Consider the following 20156-nt stretch of genomic DNA (forward strand, 5'->3'; position numbering starts at 1 on the left):
AATTTCGCTACAGATTTCGCCGGACATGATACCTAGTGCGTCACGACGTGTGTCGGCCTTGGTTCACAAGCCGCCCATACCGCGGGCTATCAGCGAAAGTCCGACCACCGTGAGGATCGCTGCGACGAATTTGCGGCGGTGAACCCGCGCCCAGTCGTGGACTCGGCGGAGGACGGCCTGCGTCCGCTCGGGGGCGAACACGTTGCTGACCAGGATGATCTCCTCGACGGTCAGCACGCCGATGACGAATGCCACCAGGGCGATGAACTGGACGCCTGTGGAGGCACCGGAGGCAATGACGATGCCGAGGGCGAAGAACACCCCGTCCAGTGGCGGCAGGAACCAGACACCGATGAAGAACGAGATCCACGGCGATCCGTCGCGCCACGCCGTGCGCGCCCGGGAGAGCAGGCGCCGCGCCTTCGATGCACCCTCGGTCCCGTCGTCAGGAGCCGGGTGCAGTAACCGTCTGAGTGCCGGCGGGACCGACGAATCAAGCAGCAGCGTCGAGGTTTTGGTGGTGCCGTCCGGCTCCATCGCCGCAGGTGTCGCGCTGAGCTCGGGTGTCCGGGCCCGAACCAGTGAATGTACGCCCAGCGCGACGACAATCAACAACAGAAACGCTCCCGTGCCGATCGTGCTGCGTTGGGCCAGGGGGCTCGCGGTCGGGTTCGCGAACTTGTCGGCAAACGAGGCCGACGATGGCGTGGCGTGCAGGATGATCAGCGGAATCAGGAGGGTGGCCATCCCCACGACCAGCGCCCCCGTCCAGTAGGCCAGCAGGTTCTTCATGGGCCGGGGCCGGGACAGCACCAGCAGGATGAGCCCGAGGCGCACAGGATTGATCGTCGTCAAGAGTGCCAGAGCGGCCAACGACCCCCACATAGCACCGAATGCTACCGCCTGTGATATTTGCTGTCGGGCTTCTTGCGATATTCGGTGGAACGGGGTGATTCGACGGCGGAGGGCGAGGTGGGCCGGTGTCCCGCCGAGTGCCCGGGAGGGGCGGACCGGTAACCGGAGATCGGGCGGTGTGGCGCGAGAATGAGGCGTATCAACGACATTTGGCGGCGCATTCGTGGAGTGGGCAAGGTCGTCGGACCGCCGTCGGTGAGAGGCGGTCCGACGCATCGCTGATGGCGTCAGCGCAGCAGTGTCGGCTCAGCCCATCTGGCCCCCGCGCGGGCTGCGGGAGATTTGCTGACTGCGACGCGCCAGTACCACTGTGGGGCCCATTCGACCGCTTCGGAATTCGAGGGTGACGGCTGGGTCGCCGTGACGGGCGAGGATCCGCAACGCTGACGGGCTGTAGGCACGTAGGCCGCTGATGACGGCATCGTGGATCACCGGGATCCGCGTGAACGGCAGTGCTGCGCTCAGCATCACCAGGTGCAGCGGCGGTGCGGGCCTGCGCACGTCGATGATCAACAGCTTCCTGGCTGCCCGGGTTCCTTCGTCGAACACCCGGGCGGCCGATTCGGGCCCGAGATGATGCAGCGACAGTGCAAACACCGCGAGGTCGAAACACCCGTCGGGAGCATCGATGGCCGTCGCATCCATGGTCCGGACGGTGGCGCGGGGATGGCTGCCCAGATCGCCTGTCGCGATATCGGATACGAACGACGAATCGATGTCGGTGACCGTCACCCGCGCTGTGGGGCTGAGCTCGAGCAGCTTGCGCGACAACCCGCCCAGTCCGCACCCCAGCTCCAGGATTTTCGGCGTGGGGCATTCGGACACCTCCTGCAGCGCCATCCGGGCGTACTTCTCATAGGTGCCGAACCGCGGACGTCGACCGCCTCGATCGATTGCCTGAACGACCCTGTGTTTGAGCTCGGAGACGTCGTCGCGATCCAGGTACTCCAGCCGGTCGGTCTGCAACCGCCGCGACAACCAGGAGGCGTCGGGCCCACCGCGCGGCATGGTTTTGATCGGACCGGTTTTCGTGGCCACGGTCAGGCGGCTTCTACCGGGGTGAGCTTCTCGCACAGCAGTTCGGCCAAACCGTGAATGGTGGTGATCCCGGTAGCCGAGATGCGCACCCCGGTCTCGGTCTCGATACGGGTCCGCAGCTCGAGCGCACCGAGGGAGTCCATGCCGTACTCCGACAGCGGACGGTCAGGGTCGACGCTGCGCCTCAGGATCACGTTCACCTGGTCGGAGATCACCCGCTGCAACCGGGCCGCCCATTCTTCGGGGGCCAGCTCGTCGAGCTCGGCCCGCAGCTTGCTGGTGCCCGTCGACTTGTTGGCGGCGGTTCGGAACGCCTCAGCGAATGGGCTGCGTTCGGCGAACACACTCAACCAGGGTGCGTCGGTGATCGGGGCATATCCGGTGTAGGCACGATCGTGACGCAGCAGCGCCTCGAACGCATACGCGCCTTCGGCAGGTGCGATCGCGATGCCTGCGCCTTCTGCCAGCGCCGTGCCCCGCCCGATCTGCCCCCAGGCGCCCCACGCGATCGCGGTGGCAGGTAAGCCCTGCGCGCGCCGCCACAGGGTGAACGCATCCAACCAGCTGTTGGCCGCGGCGTAGGCACCCTGCCCCGGTGAGCCGATCAGGGCAGCCGCAGACGAGAACGAGCAGAACCAGTCCAAGGCCGCCTCGGCGCCGACCTCCTGGAGGGCCCGGTGCAGATTCCACGCACCGTAAACCTTCGGTGCCCAGTCTCGTTCGATGAGGTCATCGGTGATGTTGGTCAACGCGGCATCCTCGATCACCCCGGCCGCATGCAGTACGCCGCGGACGGGAAGGCCGCCCGCGGTCGCCGCGGCGACCAGCCGCAGTGCGCTGCCCGCTTCGGCGATGTCGGCGCACTCGACCACGATGTCGGCACCGGTCGCGCGGATGCGCTCGATCGTCTCGAGCGCTTGCGCGGTCGGCTGCGAGCGTGAGGACACCACGATGCGGCCGCAGCCGCCCTCGGCCATCTGCTCTGCCATGAACAGTCCGAGCCCGCCCAGGCCACCGGTGATGATGTACGCACCGTCACGGCGGAACACCTGGACCTGTGACGGCGGGACCACGAGCCGGCTGGAGCCGGTGTGCGGGATGTCGAGGACCAGCTTGCCGGTGTGCTGGGCGCCGCTCATCGTCCGAATGGCGGTCGCGGCGTCGGCAAGTGGATAACTGGTGAACTCGGGCATCGGCAGCGTGCCTGCTGCGGTGAGCCGGTAGACGCGCGACAGCAGCTCCCGGAGCCGATCAGGATGGCTGACGGACATCAACGCAAGATCGACGGCATAGAACGACAGGTTGCGCCGGAACGGGAAGAGCGCCATCTTGGTGTCGCCGTAGATGTCCCGCTTGCCGATCTCCACGAATCGCCCACCGAAAGCCAACAACTCGAGGCCTGCGCGCTGGGCGGCACCGGTCACCGAATTGAGCACGATGTCCACTCCGTAGCCCTCGGTGTCACGACGGATCTGGTCGGCGAAATCCAGACTCCGCGAGTCGTACACATGCTCGACACCCATATCGTGCAGCAGCTGTCTGCGTCGCTCACTGCCGGCGGTGGCAAAGATCTCTGCCCCTGCGCTGCGCGCGACAGCCATCGCCGCCTGGCCCACGCCTCCCGTAGCAGAGTGGATCAGCACCTTGTCGCCCGCGGTGATACGGGCCATGTCGTTGAGCCCGTAATAGGCAGTGGCCGTCGCGATGGTGAGCGCGGCCGCCTGCGCGTCGGTCAGGCCGGCAGGAATGGAGGAAGCCAGGTTCGCCTCACATGTGACGAACGTGCTCCAGCAACCGTCGGCGCACAGACCGCCGACCCGATCGCCTACCTGGTGCTCGGTCACGCCGGGCCCGACAGCCGTCACCACCCCGGCGAAATCGATGCCGAGTTGTGGCAGCCGCCCATCGAAGGCGGGGTAGCGGCCGAAGGCGACCAGCACATCGGCGAAGTTGACGCTGGAGGCGCCCACCGCCACCTCGATCTGTCCCTGGCCCGGTGGAATATGGTCGCAGGAAACCAGTTCCATCGACTCCAGGTCTCCCGGCGTACGGATCTGAAGGCGCATCCGGTCGCGTTCGGGGTAGGCGACGGTGGTCCGTCGCTCCTCGGGCCGCAGCGGGGCTGCGCACAACCGCGCGGTGTACCAGCGGCCGTTCCGCCACGCGGTTTCGTCCTCCTGGGACCCGGCGAGCAGCTGTTGTGCAAGCTGTCCCGTCATTTCTTCGACGTCGGTGGCCTCGTCGACGTCGATCTGCGTCGCGGTCAGATGCGGATGCTCGGTGCCGATCACCCGGATCAGGCCCCGCAACTCGGCCTGCTCGAGATTGGCCAGGTCACCGGCCAACACGGTCTGGGCATTGCGGGTCACGACAAACAGGCGGGGCAGCTCACCGGTGATCTCGGGCAACTCGCGGGTGATGTGTACCAGACGGCGCACATACTCGCGGCCGAGCAGCGGCGACTGATTGGCGTCGTCACCGTTGCGCGGAGCGGTCAGGATCACCACTCCGGTGAACCGGCCGGCCCGCAGATGGCTTCCGAGCTCTTCGCATGTCAGCGAGTCGTCGGGCTGGTTGGGCCAGCACATGCTGGTGCACTGTGCGCCTGCCACTTTCAACAGATCGCTGAGCTTGGCGGTTGCCATGTCAGGCCCCGCGGAGGCGCTGATCAGCAACCACGACCCGGCATCGGCGTACTCGACCTCCGGCAGATCCCGTTGTCGCCATTCGACGGTCAGCAGCCTCTCACTGAAAACCTGGTCATCGTGTGCGCTTGCGGAAACTCCGGTTCCCAGCCGGAGCCCCTGCACGCTCAGCAGCACCGTGCCCTGTTCATCGAGCACGTCGATGTCCGCTTCGATTCCGGTGGCGTCGACGGTGTTCAACCGCGCGTGGCAGTAGTGCGCATTGCGTGCCGAGCCGTAGGACCGTAGTCGCCGGACGCCGAGCGGCAGTGCCATCACGTCACAGCCGAGGGCCTGCACGTCGGGGTGCGCCTCCACCGATTGGAAGCAAGCATCGAGCAGGGCTGGATGTATCCCGTACGCGTCCTGCTGTGACCGGATGGAGCGGGGCAGCGCGACCTCGGCCAGCAGGGTCGCGGTGCCCGCCTCGGCGGTGTACACCGCTACCAGGCCCGTGAAAGCCGGCCCGTAGTGAATACCATGCCGTTCCATGCGGTTCCGGACGTCGGCTCCGTCCTGCTCGTCCGGATGACGGGTACGGAGTGCAGAAAGGTCGTAGGCACGCGGTTGTTCGTCGGCCGCGGCGTGCAGTTCGGCGGTTGCCTGTCGCACGTGTTCGCCGTCTTGGCTGGTCTCCACTGTGAAGTGCGCGACGCCGGGACCCGACATCGACGCGGACGCGCCGACCGCGGTCTGCTCATCGAGGAGCAGTGCCTGCTCGAAGCGGATGTCGCGGACCTCGGCTGACCGGCCCAGCACCGCGCCGGCCGCAGCCAGCGCCATCTCGCAGTACGCCGCGCCGGGAAGCACAGCAACACTGCGGATCTGGTGGTCGGCCAGCCATGGCTGGGCGATGGTGCCGACATCGGACTGCCATACGTAGCGCTCGGGCTCCTCCTGCAATCGCACGTTGGCACCGAGCAGGGGATGCACTGCGATGGTGCAGCCGCCATGGGTCGGGGAGTCCTGGCCGCCACCGGTCAGCCACAGCCTGCGGTGCGTCCAGGTCGGCAGGGGTGCGTCCACGAGCCGGCCGTCGGGGCAGAGTGCGGCGAAGTCCACTGCGGCACCGGCACTGTGCAGATCGATCAGGAACCCGCGCATGCCGTCGGGCAACGCCTGTTCGCGTCGCATCGCCGCCAGTGCCGCCATCGGCGTCTCCCGGCTGCGGGCGGTCTGTTCGAGGGCTCGGGTCAGCAGGGGATGCGGTGACAGTTCGGCGAACACCCGGTAGCCGTCTTCGAGCGCCGCCTGCACCGCGGTGGCGAACCGCACCATCCGCCGCATGTTGGTCACCCAGTAGGCGGCGTCGCACACCGGCTGCTCGCGCGGGTCGAACAGGGTCGCCGAATAGAACGGAATCTTCGGTGTCATCGGGGTGAGGTCAGCAAGCGCCGCGGTCAGATCGCCGATGATCGGTTCGACCTGAGGCGAGTGGAACGCGACGTCGACCGGCACCAGTCGGGCCATCACGCCCCGCTGTTCCCAGTCCGCGACGAGGTCACGGACCGTGTGGGTGGCGCCGGCGATGACACTGGACTGAGGCGAGGCCACCACCGCGACCACGACATCGCTGATCCCGCGACCGGTCAGCTCCGAAAGCACCTGTTTGGCAGGAAGTTCGACCGCTGCGGTGGCGCCATTGCCCGCGATCCGGGACATCAGCGCAGACCGGCGGCAGATGAGCCGGAGGCCGTCCTCCAACGACAGCGCGCCTGCGACGACGGCGGCGGCCCCCTCACCCAACGAGTGGCCGATGACCGCACCGGGGCGCACCCCGTAGGACTTCATGGTGGCGGCCAACGCGACCTGCATGGTGAACAACGTCGGCTGGACCCGGTCCTGACCTGTTACGGTCTGCGGTGCCGACATCGCCTCGGTCACCGAGAATCCTGATTCGCGCGCAATGATCGGCTCGACCGCTGCAACCGTGGCGGCGAACACCGGCTCGGTCTCGAGTAGTTCGGCGCCCATCGCGGGCCACTGCGAACCCTGCCCGGAGAACACCCACACCGGCCCGAGGTCATCGCGCCCGACGGCCGCTGGATAAGGGGTATCGCCGTCGGCAACCTCACGCAGCGCCGTGACGAGTTCCGCACGGCCGCTGGCATTCACGGCGGTGCGTACCGGGCGGTGCACCCGCCGTCGAGAGAGCGTATAGGACAGATCGGGTAGCGCGACATCGTCGTGAGTGCCCAACCAGTCTGCCAACCGGCCCGCCGTGCGACGCAGTTCGTCTGGCGAGGTCGATGACAACGCGAACAGCAGTGGGGCAGTCGCGGTGGAAACGGCCGAAGTGGTTGTGCTGTCCGCAGGTTCGGGAGCCTGTTCCACGATCGCGTGCACATTGGTGCCCGAGAGCCCATAGGACGACACCGCTGCCCGCCGTGGCTGTTGCCCGTTGGTGCACCACGGCGTCATTTCGCTCGGGACAAAGAGCTTGGTGTCGATCTCGGCAAGCCGGTCGGGTAACCGCGTGAAGTGCAGATTCTGCGGCACCACGCCATGGTGCACCGCCAGAATCGCTTTCATGAGCCCGACGGCTCCGGAGGCGGCCTGGGAATGCCCCATGTTGGTTTTCACCGACGCCAGTGCACAGGGACCGTCGATACCGTAAACCCGGGCCAGGCTGGAGTATTCGATTGGATCACCCACCGGGGTGCCGGTGCCGTGGGCCTCGACCATCCCCACGGTGGCCGCATCGACACCGGCTGCGGCCAGCGCCGCTCGATACACCGCGGTCTGTGCGGCATCCGACGGCGTGGCGATGTTCACGGTGTGGCCGTCCTGATTGGCGGCGGTCCCGCGCACCACACCCAGCACCCGGTCGCCGTCGCGTAACGCCTCAGGCAACCGCTTGAGCAGCAGCACGACGCAGCCCTCACCCGAGACGAAGCCGTCCGCCGCGGCGTCGAAGGCATGGCATCGCCCGGTCGGCGACAGCATGCCCTCGGCCGATCCGGATGCGAATTTTCGCGGGTCCAAGGCCAGGGTGACCCCGCCGGCCAACGCCAGGTCACTCTCGCCCTCGTGCAGGCTGCGACAGGCCAGGTGCACGGCGGTCAGGCCCGAAGAGCACGCAGTGTCCACCGTCAGTGCGGGGCCGTGCACGCCGAGCGCGTAGGCCACCCGTCCCGAGGCCAGGCTGAAGCTGTTGCCGCTGAACCCATATGCCGCCTCAAGGGCTTGCGCATCAGCGGCCAGCATGAGGTAGTCGTTGTGGGTCAGTCCGATGAAGACGCCGGTGAGAGAGTCGGTCAGCGAATCCCGGGTGAGGCCGGCATGCTCCATGGCCTCCCATGATGTCTCCAGAAGCATTCGATGCTGAGGATCGATCGCCGAACTCTCGCGCTCGTTGATTCCGAAGAATTCGGCATCGAAACCGGCGACGTCGTCGAGAAAGGCGCCCCACTTCGACACCGACCGGCCCGGCACCCCGGGTTCGGGGTCGTAGTACTCGTCGGCATCCCACCGGTCGGGCGGAACCTCGGTGACCAGATCAACGCCCTGCAGCAGCGCCTCCCAGAATCGCTCCGGGGAGTCGATCCCGCCGGGAAGCCGACACGACATGCCGATGACAGCGATCGGGGTGACCGGCGTTGCGGCAATGGGCGGTGCGAGCGCGTCCGGATCGACCCGCGGCAATTCCTCGTCAACAAACTCGGATGCAGCCAATTGCCCTCCTCCCAGCAGGCCTTCGGCGGTCTGACCGCAGCAAGGCTCGATATCCCTCATTGGTGCGGTGAGCCGAATAGTGGCACCGGTTGTCGGCGCCGGGTATCGCCGGCTCAACGCCCGCAGCGGACGGTCACAATTGCTAACGGTAAATTCGCTGTGATGCCTTGTCCCAGAATCTGGGCAATCCGCCGGCGAGGTACAAGCGATTTCAACTACTTTGCACCAAGGCCGGGGGAATCTCCGTTGCGAACAAGATCAGATGCTGTGGTGCTGCGTACGCGATCCTGTGAATGGTGTTGAGGATTGCGCGGAGAGTTCGCCCGCGCGTTATCTCCGGATCGGTCATAGCAAGTTTGCTACTTTTTGTATATCGGCCACCATTGCGGGGCTACTCTGACGCCCGTGAGTGAGACGTCCATTTTGACGTTGCTATGCGAGCGTGCCGGCCTTCAAGGCGATGACACGGCGGTGACGTTTGTTGATTATGAAAAGAATTGGGACGGTGCCGGGGAAAGCCTGACGTATGCCGAGTTGTATCGGCGAACCTGCATCGTCGCGCGAGAAGTACAGCGTTCCGGTACACCGGGTGATCGCGCGCTGATCCTGGCGCCGCAGGGACTCGGCTATATCGTTGCGTTTCTCGGCGCCATGCAGGCCGGGCGAATTGCGGTGCCGCTTGCGGTTCCTCTCGGCGGTGTCAGTGACGAGCGGGTGAGCTCGGTGCTGCGGGATGCCGCGCCGACGGTCATTCTCACGACATCGGCCGTATCGTCTGTCGTGGCCGAATACGTCAAGACCCATGCCGTGGAGTCCATCCCGGCGATCGTCGAAGTCGACTCGTTGAGTCTTGACGGGCACTGGGCACCGAGTCCGCTTCAGCAGAGCGATACGGACACAGCGTATTTGCAGTACACGTCCGGATCGACCCGCCAGCCGGCCGGGGTGATGATGTCGCACCGCAACCTGCTGGCCAATTATGAACAGCTCACGACGGGATACTTCGAGGACTTCGGAAACGTTGTGCCAGAGGGTTCGACGATCGTGTCCTGGCTGCCGTTCTATCACGACATGGGCCTGTACCTGGGTGTGTGTGCGCCGGTGCTGGCCGGAGTGCCCGCCGTGCTCATGAGCCCGGTGGCGTTCCTGCAACGGCCGGCCCGATGGGTGAAGCAGTTGGCGACCAATGACCGCACCTACACCGCCGCCCCGAATTTCGCGTTCGAACTGGCGGTGCGCAAGACCTCGGACGAGGACATGGCGGGCCTTGATCTCTCGAATGTGCTCGCGATCATCACCGGCAGCGAGCGAGTGCATCCCGCGACGCTGGAACGTTTCACGCAGCGCTTCTCTCGATTCCATCTGCGCCCCGAGGTGATACGGCCGTCCTATGGTCTTGCCGAAGCCACGGTCTACGTGGCGACCCGCGCCTCCGGCGAAGCGCCTGCGATCGTTCGGTTCGACTCGGACGCGCTGACCGTCGGCACCGCCCGGCGCTGCGTGAACGGCGCGGGCACCCCACTGGTCAGTTACGGCGTACCGGTGGCGCCCGGCATCCGTATCGTGGATTCCGAGACACATGCCGAGTGCCCGGTCGGCACCGTCGGCGAAATCTGGGTGCACGGCGACAACGTCGCCACTGGTTACTGGCGCCGTGCTCGTGAGACCGAGTCCACGTTCGGGGGCAGGCTCGTCGCTGCGCCACCGGGCACCCCTGAGGGGCCCTGGCTGCGAACCGGGGACTCGGGCTTTCTCTTCGAGGACGAACTGTTCGTCATCGGCCGGATCAAAGATCTGTTGATCGTGTACGGGCGCAATCACTCTCCCGACGACATCGAGGCGACGATCCAGGAGGTCAGCCGGAGCCGGTGTGCTGCCATCGCGGTTCCGGACGGCGCTACCGAGAAACTCGTCGTGATCATCGAAGTGCGAAGGCCCACCGAGCCGATCGAGGAGCCCACCGACCGGCTGTCCACCGTCAAGCGCGCCGTGACCTCCGCGATCTTCAATACCCACAGCCTTGGTGTTGCCGATCTCGTCCTCGTGTCACCTGGTTCGATACCGATCACCACGAGCGGCAAAGTGCGTCGCGCGCAGTGTGTCGAACAGTATCGACACGGCCAGTTCGCGCGCCTGGACGCTTAGGTGCGTATGCCAGGGGGAGGCGGACAGTGAAACTGGCCTACGAAGACCGCGGCCGCGGCGATGCGGTGCTGTTCATTTCCGGTCAGGGCGGTCTCGGGCGTACCTGGGATCTTTATCAGGTGCCGGCATTCCGTGCTGCCGGGTACCGCGTCATCACGTTCGACAACAGGGGAGTGGGCGCGACCGCAGGCACAGACGGCTTCACCACGGCAACGATGGTGGCTGACACGGCCGAATTGATCGAGCACCTCGACCTTGCTCCAGTTCGCGTGGTGGCGGTCTCCATGGGTTCATACATTGCGCAGGAACTGATGTTGACCCGGCCCGAGATGGTATGCCAGGCGGCGTTGATGGCCACTCGCGGACGTCACGATGTCACCCGCGAATTCTTCCGGACAGCCGAACGGGACCTTGCCGATGCCGGAGTTCAGCTGCCCGCCACATATGAGGCGAAACTCCGTCTGCTCGAAAGTTTCTCACCGAAGACCTTGAACAATGAAGACACGGTTCGGGATTGGATCGACACCTTCACGAGATGGCCGGCGAGAACGACGCCGGGAGTTCGCGCCCAGTACGGCGTTGCACCGAACAACGATCGGCGGCCCGCCTACCGGTCGATCACGACTGATGTTCTGGCGATCGGATTCGCCGACGACCTGGTGATGGCACCACACTTGAGCGCCGAGGTGGCAGACGCCCTGCCGAACGGGCGCTATCTGGAGATCGCCGATGCGGGGCATCTGGGCTTCCTGGAACGCCCGGATGCGGTGAACTCGGCAATCCTGAACTTCTTCAGTGGTCACGCCTCATGACCGTGGTCGCACGCCACGCGACTGTCGGTCGTCACGCAGCGAATGCCCAGCTTCGGGCAATGGGTCGTTGTGAATTCAACTACCGGCACCGTCGGACGCGTCAAATCTACAGTCCCGCTGACTATTCAGCCCGTGCGGGTGTAGCTTTCGTTCCGCGTCCATACGGGCGTGGGCAAGCGATTCGCCGGTTGAGGTCGGGCCAACCCTCAGATGTGAGGAGGTGCGTGGTGTGGGGGCTCTGAAGCGGCTGTGGATTCCACTGGTGATCCTCCTGGTGGTGGGCGCCGGGGGATTCACCGTGTTGCGGCTGCACGGCGTCTTCGGGTCCGAGGTTCGCCCCGCGTATTCCGACACCGAACTTCAGGAACGCAAGCCATACGATCCAAAACAGCTGGTGTACGAGGTGTTCGGGCCGCCCGGAACGGTGGCCAACATCAGCTATTTCGACGTCGACGCCGAGCCGCAGTTCGTTGCCAACGCAAGCTTGCCATGGTCGCTGAAGTTCCCGATGACCGAGGCCACGGCGATGGTCAACGTCATCGCCCAGGGTGACAGCGACACCATCGGATGCCGAATCACAGTGGACGACAAGGTCAAAGCGGAGAAGGTCGAGCAAGGGGAGAAAGCGTTCACCTATTGCCTGCTGAAGGCCGCATGAGCCGCCCGCCCGCGAACACCAGACCGCCGCGGGTACCGCGAGTGATCCGTTCGCTGGCGATACCGATCATCCTGGGATGGTTGGTGATCGCCTATGTCCTCGGTGCGTTCGTCCCGCCACTCGAGCAGGTCGAAAAGGAGCACTCGGTCTCGTTCATCCCCACTGATGCGCCGTCGTTCGAGGCGGTTCGGCGCATGGGGGACAGCTTCGGCGAATCGAAATCCAACAGCGTGGCGATGATCGTGCTGGAGGGGCGAGAGCCACTCGGGGACGCCGCGCACCGCTACTACGACGACCTCGTTCGCCAGTTGAAAGCCGACACGGCACACGTGCAGCATGTCCAGGATTTCTGGGGCGATCCGCTCACCGCCGGTGCCGCGCAGAGCACCGACAACTTGGCCGTGTACGTCCAGATGAGCCTCAGCGGTGATCTCGGCCAACCGTTGTCGGACGAATCGCTGCAATCAGTCCGCGACATCGTGGAACGCACCACGCCGCCGCCCGGGGTGAAAGCCTATGTGACCGGACCGGCGGCGATCGTCGCCGATCTGAGCGACAGCGGCAACCGGACGGTGCTGCTGGTCACGGGGTTGAGCCTCACGGTGATCCTGGCGATGCTGCTGTTGTTCTTCCGATCGATCTTCACGGCCGTGATCCTGCTGCTGTTGGTGGGCATCCAATTGCAGGTGGCTCGCGGCGTGATCGCCTTTCTCGGTGATCAGGGGCTCATGGGCCTTTCCACGTATGCCGTCAATCTCCTGGTCACACTGGGGATTGCCGCCGGGACCGACTACGGCATCTTCTACGTCGGGCGTTATCAGGAGGCGCGTCAGGTCGGGGAGGACCGCGAGACGGCGTTCTACACCACCTACCGCAGTGTCGCCCGGGTGGTGCTGGCGTCGGGTCTGACCATCGCGGGTGCGGTTTTCTGCCTCAGCTTCACCCGCCTGCCGTATTTCCGGACGCTGGGTATCCCGTGCGCGCTGGGAATGATTGTCGCGGTCTGCGTGGCGCTCACGCTGATTCCGGCAGTTCTCGCGGTCGGCAGCCGATTCGGGTTGTTCGAGCCGAGGCGTACGATCATCGCCCGCCGGTGGCGGCGACTGGGCACGGCGATCGTCCGATGGCCCGCGCCCATTCTCGTGGCGACGTTCGCGGTGTCGCTCATCGGACTGCTTGCACTACCGGCATATCAACCCGGCTACAACGACCAGAAGTATCTGCCCAAGGACATTCCCGCGAATGCCGGATATGATGCCGCAGCACGGCATTTCCCGCAGTCACTGATGATGTCGCCCGACGTTCTCCTGGTTGAGACCGACCACGATATGCGCAACCCCGCAGACTTCCTGATCCTGAACAAGCTCGCCAAAGGGGTGCTGGCGGTTCCCGGGGTGTCCCGGGTCCAGGCGGTGACCCGTCCCGGGGGAATTCCCCTGAAGCACACCACGATACCGTTCATCATCAGCTCGTCGAATGCAGGCCAGCTGCAACTGCTGCCGTTTCAGAAGGCACGCATGAACGATCTGGTGACCCAGGCCGACGAGATCACCAAAACCATCGGCGTCATGCAGCGGATGTACGCGCTCATGCAAGAGTTGGCCGCCACGACCAACGATCTGGTCGGCAAAACGCATGAACTCGAAGACGTCACGAATGACCTACGGGATCACATGGCGGACTTCGACGACTTCTTCCGGCCCGTCCGCAACTATCTCTACTGGGAACCGCACTGCTACGACATTCCGATCTGCTGGTCGCTCAAGTCCCTGTTCGAGGCACTGGACGGGGTCGACAAGGTGACCGCGACGATGCACCAGCTGATCGGAAATCTGGATCAGCTCAATACCCTCATGCCGCAGATGATGGCGCAGTTCCCGGCCATGATCGCGACCATGCAGAGCACACGGAGCGTGCTGCTCGGGATGCACACCACGATGTCGGGGATCTTCTCTCAGATGGAGGAGATGAGCGATAACGCCACTGCCATGGGCAGGGCGTTCGATACCGCTCAGAACGACGATTCTTTCTACCTGCCGCCAGATGTGTTCAAGAACGCGGATTTCAAGCGCGTGATGAACGTCTTCATATCTCCGGACGGTAAGTCGATGCGGATGCTCATCTCCCAACGCGGCGATCCTGCGACGCCGGAGGGAATTGCCCGCGTCAACCCGATCAAGACGGCGGCGGAGGAGGCGCTCAAGGGCACCCCGATGGAGAACGCCAAGATCTACCTGACGGGCACCGCGGCGATGGCGAAAGATCAGGTGGACGGGTCCACCTATGACCTGTTGATCGCCGGGATCGCGGCGCTGTGCCTGATTTTCACCATCATGCTGATCATGATTCGCAGCCTGGTCGCGGCCATGGTCATCGTCGGTACCGTGGCGCTGTCCCTGGGTGCGGCGTTCGGCTTGTCCGTGTTGATCTGGCAGCACATTCTCGGCATCCAATTGAACTGGCTGGTGCTGGCGATCTCTCTCATCATCCTGTTGGCGGTGGGGTCTGACTACAACCTGCTGCTGGTGTCGCGGATGAAGGAAGAAGTGGGCGCCGGCATCAACACCGGCATCATCCGGGCGATGGGTGGCAGCGGAAAGGTGGTGACGGCAGCAGGTTTGGTGTTCGCGTCGACCATGCTGGCGATGCTGGCCAGTGACGTGCGCACCATCGGCCAGGTCGGTTCGACGATCGGCATCGGGCTGCTGTTCGACACCTTGATCGTCCGCGCATTCATGACGCCGTCGATCGCCGCACTCCTCGGACGCTGGTTCTGGTGGCCGCTGCGGGTACGCCCACGTCCCGCGAGCGCACTGTTGCGGGCCACCGGACCACGGCCACTGGTGCGTTCGCTGTTGCTGAAGCCGGAAGACCGCGGCTCCTGATGGGCTCGGATCCACCGTTCATCGCCCGAACGATCCACCGCCTGGCGGTGCCGATCATTGTCGGCTGGCTGGTGATCGTGGCCGTCCTGACTTTCGCGCTTCCGTCACTCGAAACGGTCGGGCGGCAGTATTCGGTGTCGCTGGTGCCCAGAGATGCGCCCTCGTTCCAAGCCGCGCAGCGCATGGGAAAGAGCTTCGGCGAGTCAGATTCCGACAGCGTGGCCATGGTTGTTCTGGAGGGCAGGCAACCCTTGGGCGACGCGGCGCACCGCTACTACAACGATCTGGTTCGCCAGTTGAAGGCCGATACCGTCCACGTCCAGCATGTGCAGGACTACTGGGGCGACCCGCTCACCGCGACGGCGGTGCAGAGCTCGGACAACTTGGCCGTCTACGTTCAACTGAATCTCGCTGGGAACCAAGGAGAATCGCTGGCCAACGAATCCGTGGAAGCAGTGCGCGACATCGTGAAGCGGATGCCGCCGCCGCCGGGAGTGCAGGCCTACGTCACCGGGCCGGCCCCACTCGTGTCGGATATGAACCACGCCGGTGACAAATCCATCATCAAGATCACCGTGGTGACGCTCGTGGTGATTCTCACGATGCTGCTCCTTGTCTACCGTTCGATCGTCACCGCGGTCCTGCTACTGGCGATGGTGGGGATACAGGTACAGGTGGCGCGGGGAGTGGTGGCCTTCCTCGGCGGGCACGAGATCATCGGGCTGTCGACCTTCGCGGTGAATCTGTTGATATCACTGGGGATCGCGGTCGGAACGGATTACGGCATATTTTTCCTCGGCAGATACCAGGAAGCCCGCCAGGCCGGAGAGGATCGCGATGCCGCCTACTACACGACCTACCGAAGCATCGCCAAAGTCGTCCTTGGCTCCGGCCTGACGATAGCCGGAGCCATTTTCTGCCTCAGCTTCGCCCGATTGCCCTACTTCCACACCATGGGCATTCCCACCGCGGTCGCGATGGTGGTGGCCGTGCTGGTGGCGTTGACACTCATTCCGGCGGTGCTTGCAGTGGGTGGTCGCTTCGGATTGTTCGAACCCAAACGCAAGATCATCGTGCGCCGGTGGCGGCGTCTCGGCACCGCGGTAGTCCGTTGGCCCGCACCCATTCTCATCACATCGTGTGTGGTCGCGCTGATCGGTCTACTGGCTCTGCCCGCATATCAGACAAGCTACAACGACCGGTTGTACGTGCCTGCCGACATCCCTGCCAATGTGGGTTACGCCGCCGCCGAGCGGCACTTCCCGCCGTCGCGTATGACACCGGATGTCCTATTGATCGAGGCCGACCACGATATGCGCAATCCGGCAGATCTGTTGATTTTGAACAAGCTCGCGAAGGCGGTGTTCGCGGTGCCGGGCATCTCCCGGGTGCAGGGCATAACCCGGCCCGAGGGAACTCCGATCGCCCGAACGTCGATACCGTTCCTGCTCAGTCTGCAGAACGCCAACCAGCAACAGTTGCTGCCATTCCAGCGGGATCAGATGGGCAGCCTGCTCACGCAGGCAGACGACATCGCGGAACTCATCACCCTGATGAACCGCATGTACGCCGTGACGCAGAAGATGGTGAATACCACCCACGATATGACGCAGATCATGCGTGAGCTGGAATCCGACGTCAAGGATCTGCGTGACCATATCGCGGACTTCGACGACTTCTGGCGACCGGTCCGTAACTACTTCTACTGGGAGCCGCACTGCTTCGACATACCGTTCTGCTGGTCGTTCCGGTCCTTGTTCGATTCGCTCGACTCGGTCGACGCCGTCGTCGACAATGTCAGCGGCCTGGTCAGTCAAACCGGTCGGCTCGATGTGCTCATGCCGCAACTGATCGAGCAGTTCCCGCCGATGGTCGCCTCCATGCAGGCGATGCAGTCCATGACACTGACCATGCACAGCACCATGATGGGTGCGTTTTCGCTCATGGACGAGATGAGCGCCAACGCCAGCGCGATGGGTGAGGCTTTCGATGCGGCCCGCAACGACGACTCGTTCTATCTGCCACCGGAAGTCCTGGCCAACGAGGACTTCAAACGCGCCATGGACCTGTTCTTCTCACCGGACGGCAGATCCGTCCGCTTCATCATTTCGCACCGCGGTGATCCTGCGACGCCCGAAGGCATCGCCCGCGCGGGTGCCATCGTCAGCGCCGCTGAGGAGGCGCTCAAGGTGACCCCGCTGGAGAGCGCCAAGATCTACTTTGCCGGTACCTCAGCAACTTTCAAGGATATGCGGGACGGCTCCACCTACGATCTGCTGATCGCCGGTGTGGCCGCGTTGTGCCTCATCTTCATCATCATGCTGATCATGACGCGCAGCTTGATCGCCGCGCTGGTCATCGTGGGCACGGTGGCGCTTTCGCTCGGTGCGGCCTTCGGGCTGTCCGTGCTGATCTGGCAGCACATCCTCGGCATAAACCTGCACTGGCTGGTGCTCGCGATGTCGGTGATCATCCTCTTGGCGGTCGGATCCGACTACAACCTGCTGCTGGTGTCGAGGATGAGAGAGGAGATCCACGCGGGCATCAACACCGGCATCATCAGGGCGATGGGGGGCAGCGGCAAGGTGGTGACGTCTGCCGGTCTGGTTTTCGCCTTCACGATGATGTCGATGGTGGCCAGCGATCTGCGGATCATCGGCCAGGTGGGCTCGACGATCGGTATCGGCCTGCTGCTGGACACCCTGGTTGTCCGCGCCCTCATGACTCCGTCGATCGCTGCGCTTCTCGGGCGATGGTTCTGGTGGCCGCAGCGCGTTCGCCCACGTCCGGCGAGTGTTCTGCTGCGGGATACCGGTCCTCGACCGTTGGTCCGCACATATTTGCTGAATCAAGAAGGTAACTAGGAGGAGGTCCGTAAACCATGGAACTATCACCGATCAGTGTGGCTGTCGCCGTCACTGGCCTGGCGTTGGCATTGACCGTCGGGGCCGGTATCGCTTCCGCCGATCCGAATCTGGACTCTGCCGTCAACAGCACCTGTAGTTACGACCAGGTGATGTCGGCGCTGAATGTGCAACATCCCGGCGGCGTATCGCCGCAGGCGCAGTCCGCGTTGCGGCAGTTCATCGCTGCGGCGCCCGGGCAGCGTCGGCAGATGGCCGAGGCGATCGCGAGTTACCCGGCCAATCAGCCATACCTCGGGCTTCTGCAAACGACGTTCGACACCTGCAACAACTTCTGAGCTTCGTCGCGTCAGAGTGTCGGCTTGGTTCCGCCGAGCTGTTTGGTCACCGCGTCCGCGGCCGTCACCAATGCCTGGGCGCGCTGGGCGATCTCGTTGTGCGTCAGGGTCGCTCCGATGTGGAGTGAGGCGGCCATGACCTGGCGTTGGTGGTGATCGAACACCGGCGCAGAGATGACGTTGATATCGGAACGCGCTTCACTTTCCTCGCGCAGGTACACCCGCTCGCCGATGTCGGACACCAGTTCGCCGAGCAGCGCCCGCAGTTCGTCGGGCAGGTTCGTCGACATCCCGGCCATCAACGCATAGAGCCGGCGACCTCCCGGTGTCAGGCGTTCCACCAGATACCCGTCGGCGCGGCAGTAATCGATCACCCGGTGCAACCGTGCGGATTCGGTGCGCAGTGGGATGGTCGGCGACTTGGCCAGCCAGGCTCGCAGGGCGTCGTCGTCCCACAGCACGAACATCAGGCCGACCGGCGGCGCGAACGGATAGCTCTGCCCGACCCGGACGCCGACATCGATGCCCGGCGGTCCGACCAGTTCCAGCACGGTGATGCGGTCGTCGACCACCGCGGAAAGGGCTGCCGTGGTGTCGAAGGCCGCCGATAACCGACGCAACTCGGTGCGGGCGGCCGGGCTGACCCGCATCGACTCCTGCGCGATGTGACCGAGTGAAATCAGGGTGGGCCCAAGGCGATACGACTTGTCGCTGTCGTCGCGCACCAGATAACCCGTGTTGGTCAAGGTGGTCAGGATGCCCAGGCAGGTCGGCTTGCTCAGTTCGACACGTCGTGCCAGCTCGGACAGGCCGAACCGGTCATGGGGGTGACGTGAGAGGAAGTCGAGGATCGCGACCACCCGGGCGGTGGGCGGCGATTCGCGGCCGGTCGGCTCGGCAGGCGTCATGCGAAAGACCTCTCAGCATTGACTCGAACTGAAACGCGTTCTAGTGTCGGTACAGAAACTCTACCATCTCGGTCCAATATTGGACCGCACCGGAATGGATGCAGATGTACTCACAGCCACTGGTCGACGCCATCGCCGAGGCCGAGCGCCTGGTCGCCGAGGCGCCACACATCGAGTCCGAGGCCGATCTGCTGGAAGGCCTGCAGTACGTCGCGGGCGGCATCTCGGCCTGTACGCACATCGCGTTCGACTATGACCGCGACCATCCGTTTCTGCTGTCGGGCACCGGCCCGTTCAACAAGATGGGACTGGACAATCCGGACACGATGTACTTCGGCGCCCGGGTACATGCGGGGCACGAATACGTAGTCACCGGGACACGTGGCAGCACAACGGATCTGAGTTTCCAATTGCTCGGCGGCGAGTACACCGACGCCAACGTGCCGGACAGCGAAACCGCATTCGATGACCGCAAACTCGATGTCGGTGCAGACGGCACATTCGAATGGCGGTTCACCCCGCAGGCGCCCGCGCAGCTGGTGATCCGCGAGGTTTACAACGACTGGTCGGCCAGGCGCGGCACGCTGGCGATCGCCAGAGCCGACACCGCAGGCACCGCGCCGCCGCCGCTGAGCCGCGAGCTCATCGAAAGGCGGTTCGCCACTGCAGGTAAGCAGTTGGTCCAGCGCGTCAAGACCTGGCTGCAGTTCCCGCAGTGGTTCTACTTCAACATCCCGGTCAACACCATGGTTGCGCCACGGCTGACGCCGGGCGGACTGGCCACGCAGTATTCCTCGGCCGGTCACTACGATCTCACGGCAGACCAGGCGTTGGTCATCACCCTGCCGGTCACCGATGCGCCGTATCTAGGGTTCCAACTCGGCAGCCTGTGGTACATCTCGTTGGACTACATCAATCACCAGACGTCGCTGAACGGCACTCAGGCCCAAGCCGATCCCGACGGGAAGATCCGCATCGTGGTCTCCGATCAGAATCCCGGCGTCACCAACTGGGTCGAGACGCTCGGACACGCCAAGGGCATCCTGCAGTTCCGCTGGCAGCGGGTGTCGCGGCAGCTGACGGAGGCCGACGGGCCGACAGTGGAACTGGTCGATCTCGACAAGGTGCAGGCCGCCCTCCCGTATTACGAACAGAACAAGATTTCCGATGAACAATGGCGGGCGCGTATCGCGCTGCGCCAGCAGCAGATCGCCAACAGGATGCTGGGGTAGAC

At 64.5% G+C, this 20156-nt stretch carries 11 protein-coding genes; 7 read left to right on the forward strand and 4 right to left on the reverse strand.

Annotated elements, in window-relative coordinates; genetic code table 11:
- Positions 1-63: 63 nt before the first annotated feature.
- From M1247_RS30600 to pks2, 3 genes are all read right to left on the reverse strand, one after another.
- Positions 64-885, reverse strand: coding sequence for a GAP family protein (locus tag M1247_RS30600; protein ID WP_317160184.1), 822 nt, complete (start codon positions 883-885; stop codon positions 64-66).
- Positions 886-1161: 276 nt separating this feature from the next.
- Positions 1162-1923, reverse strand: a complete 762-nt coding sequence (locus M1247_RS30605) for a class I SAM-dependent methyltransferase (protein ID WP_317160326.1) — start codon at positions 1921-1923, stop codon at positions 1162-1164.
- Between the two features lie 32 nt (positions 1924-1955).
- The gene (gene pks2 / locus M1247_RS30610) at positions 1956-8282 is read right to left on the reverse strand and encodes a sulfolipid-1 biosynthesis phthioceranic/hydroxyphthioceranic acid synthase (RefSeq protein ID WP_317160327.1); all 6327 of its coding nucleotides are present in this window, start codon (positions 8280-8282) and stop codon (positions 1956-1958) included.
- Between the two features lie 435 nt (positions 8283-8717).
- Here pks2 and M1247_RS30615 point away from each other — a divergent pair, with 435 nt between their 5' ends.
- The 6 genes from M1247_RS30615 to M1247_RS30640 all read left to right on the forward strand — a co-directional run bounded on the left by M1247_RS30615 (position 8718) and on the right by M1247_RS30640 (position 18014).
- The gene (locus M1247_RS30615; RefSeq protein WP_317160185.1) at positions 8718-10457 is read left to right on the forward strand and encodes an AMP-binding protein; all 1740 of its coding nucleotides are present in this window, start codon (positions 8718-8720) and stop codon (positions 10455-10457) included.
- Between the two features lie 26 nt (positions 10458-10483).
- Positions 10484-11269 (forward strand): alpha/beta fold hydrolase, encoded by a 786-nt coding sequence (locus M1247_RS30620; protein WP_317160186.1) that lies wholly within the window; start codon positions 10484-10486, stop codon positions 11267-11269.
- 247 nt (positions 11270-11516) lie between these two features.
- Positions 11517-11927 (forward strand): MmpS family transport accessory protein, encoded by a 411-nt coding sequence (locus tag M1247_RS30625; RefSeq protein ID WP_317160328.1) that lies wholly within the window; start codon positions 11517-11519, stop codon positions 11925-11927.
- Positions 11924-14812, forward strand: coding sequence for an MMPL/RND family transporter (locus M1247_RS30630; protein ID WP_317160187.1), 2889 nt, complete (start codon positions 11924-11926; stop codon positions 14810-14812). The genes M1247_RS30625 and M1247_RS30630 overlap by 4 nt, the downstream gene beginning before the upstream one ends.
- Positions 14812-17676 (forward strand): MMPL/RND family transporter, encoded by a 2865-nt coding sequence (locus tag M1247_RS30635; RefSeq protein ID WP_317160188.1) that lies wholly within the window; start codon positions 14812-14814, stop codon positions 17674-17676. Before M1247_RS30630 ends, M1247_RS30635 begins: the two co-directional genes overlap by 1 nt.
- A 17-nt stretch (positions 17677-17693) precedes the next feature.
- Positions 17694-18014 carry a hemophore-related protein gene (locus tag M1247_RS30640; RefSeq protein WP_317160189.1) on the forward strand — a complete coding sequence of 107 codons (321 nt, stop codon included), beginning with the start codon at positions 17694-17696 and terminating at the stop codon, positions 18012-18014.
- Between the two features lie 11 nt (positions 18015-18025).
- Here the strand turns inward: M1247_RS30640 and M1247_RS30645 are convergent, their stop codons facing one another.
- Positions 18026-18922, reverse strand: a complete 897-nt coding sequence (locus M1247_RS30645; RefSeq protein WP_317160190.1) for an IclR family transcriptional regulator — start codon at positions 18920-18922, stop codon at positions 18026-18028.
- A 104-nt stretch (positions 18923-19026) separates the two neighbouring features.
- On the opposite strand from M1247_RS30645, the gene M1247_RS30650 reads away from it, so the two are divergent.
- Positions 19027-20154: a hypothetical protein gene (locus M1247_RS30650; protein WP_317160191.1), complete on the forward strand. Its 1128-nt coding sequence runs from the start codon at positions 19027-19029 to the stop codon at positions 20152-20154.
- The last annotated feature ends 2 nt before the right edge of the window (positions 20155-20156 follow it).

Source organism: Mycobacterium appelbergii, assembly GCF_032883035.1.
Classification (GTDB): domain Bacteria; phylum Actinomycetota; class Actinomycetes; order Mycobacteriales; family Mycobacteriaceae; genus Mycobacterium; species Mycobacterium appelbergii.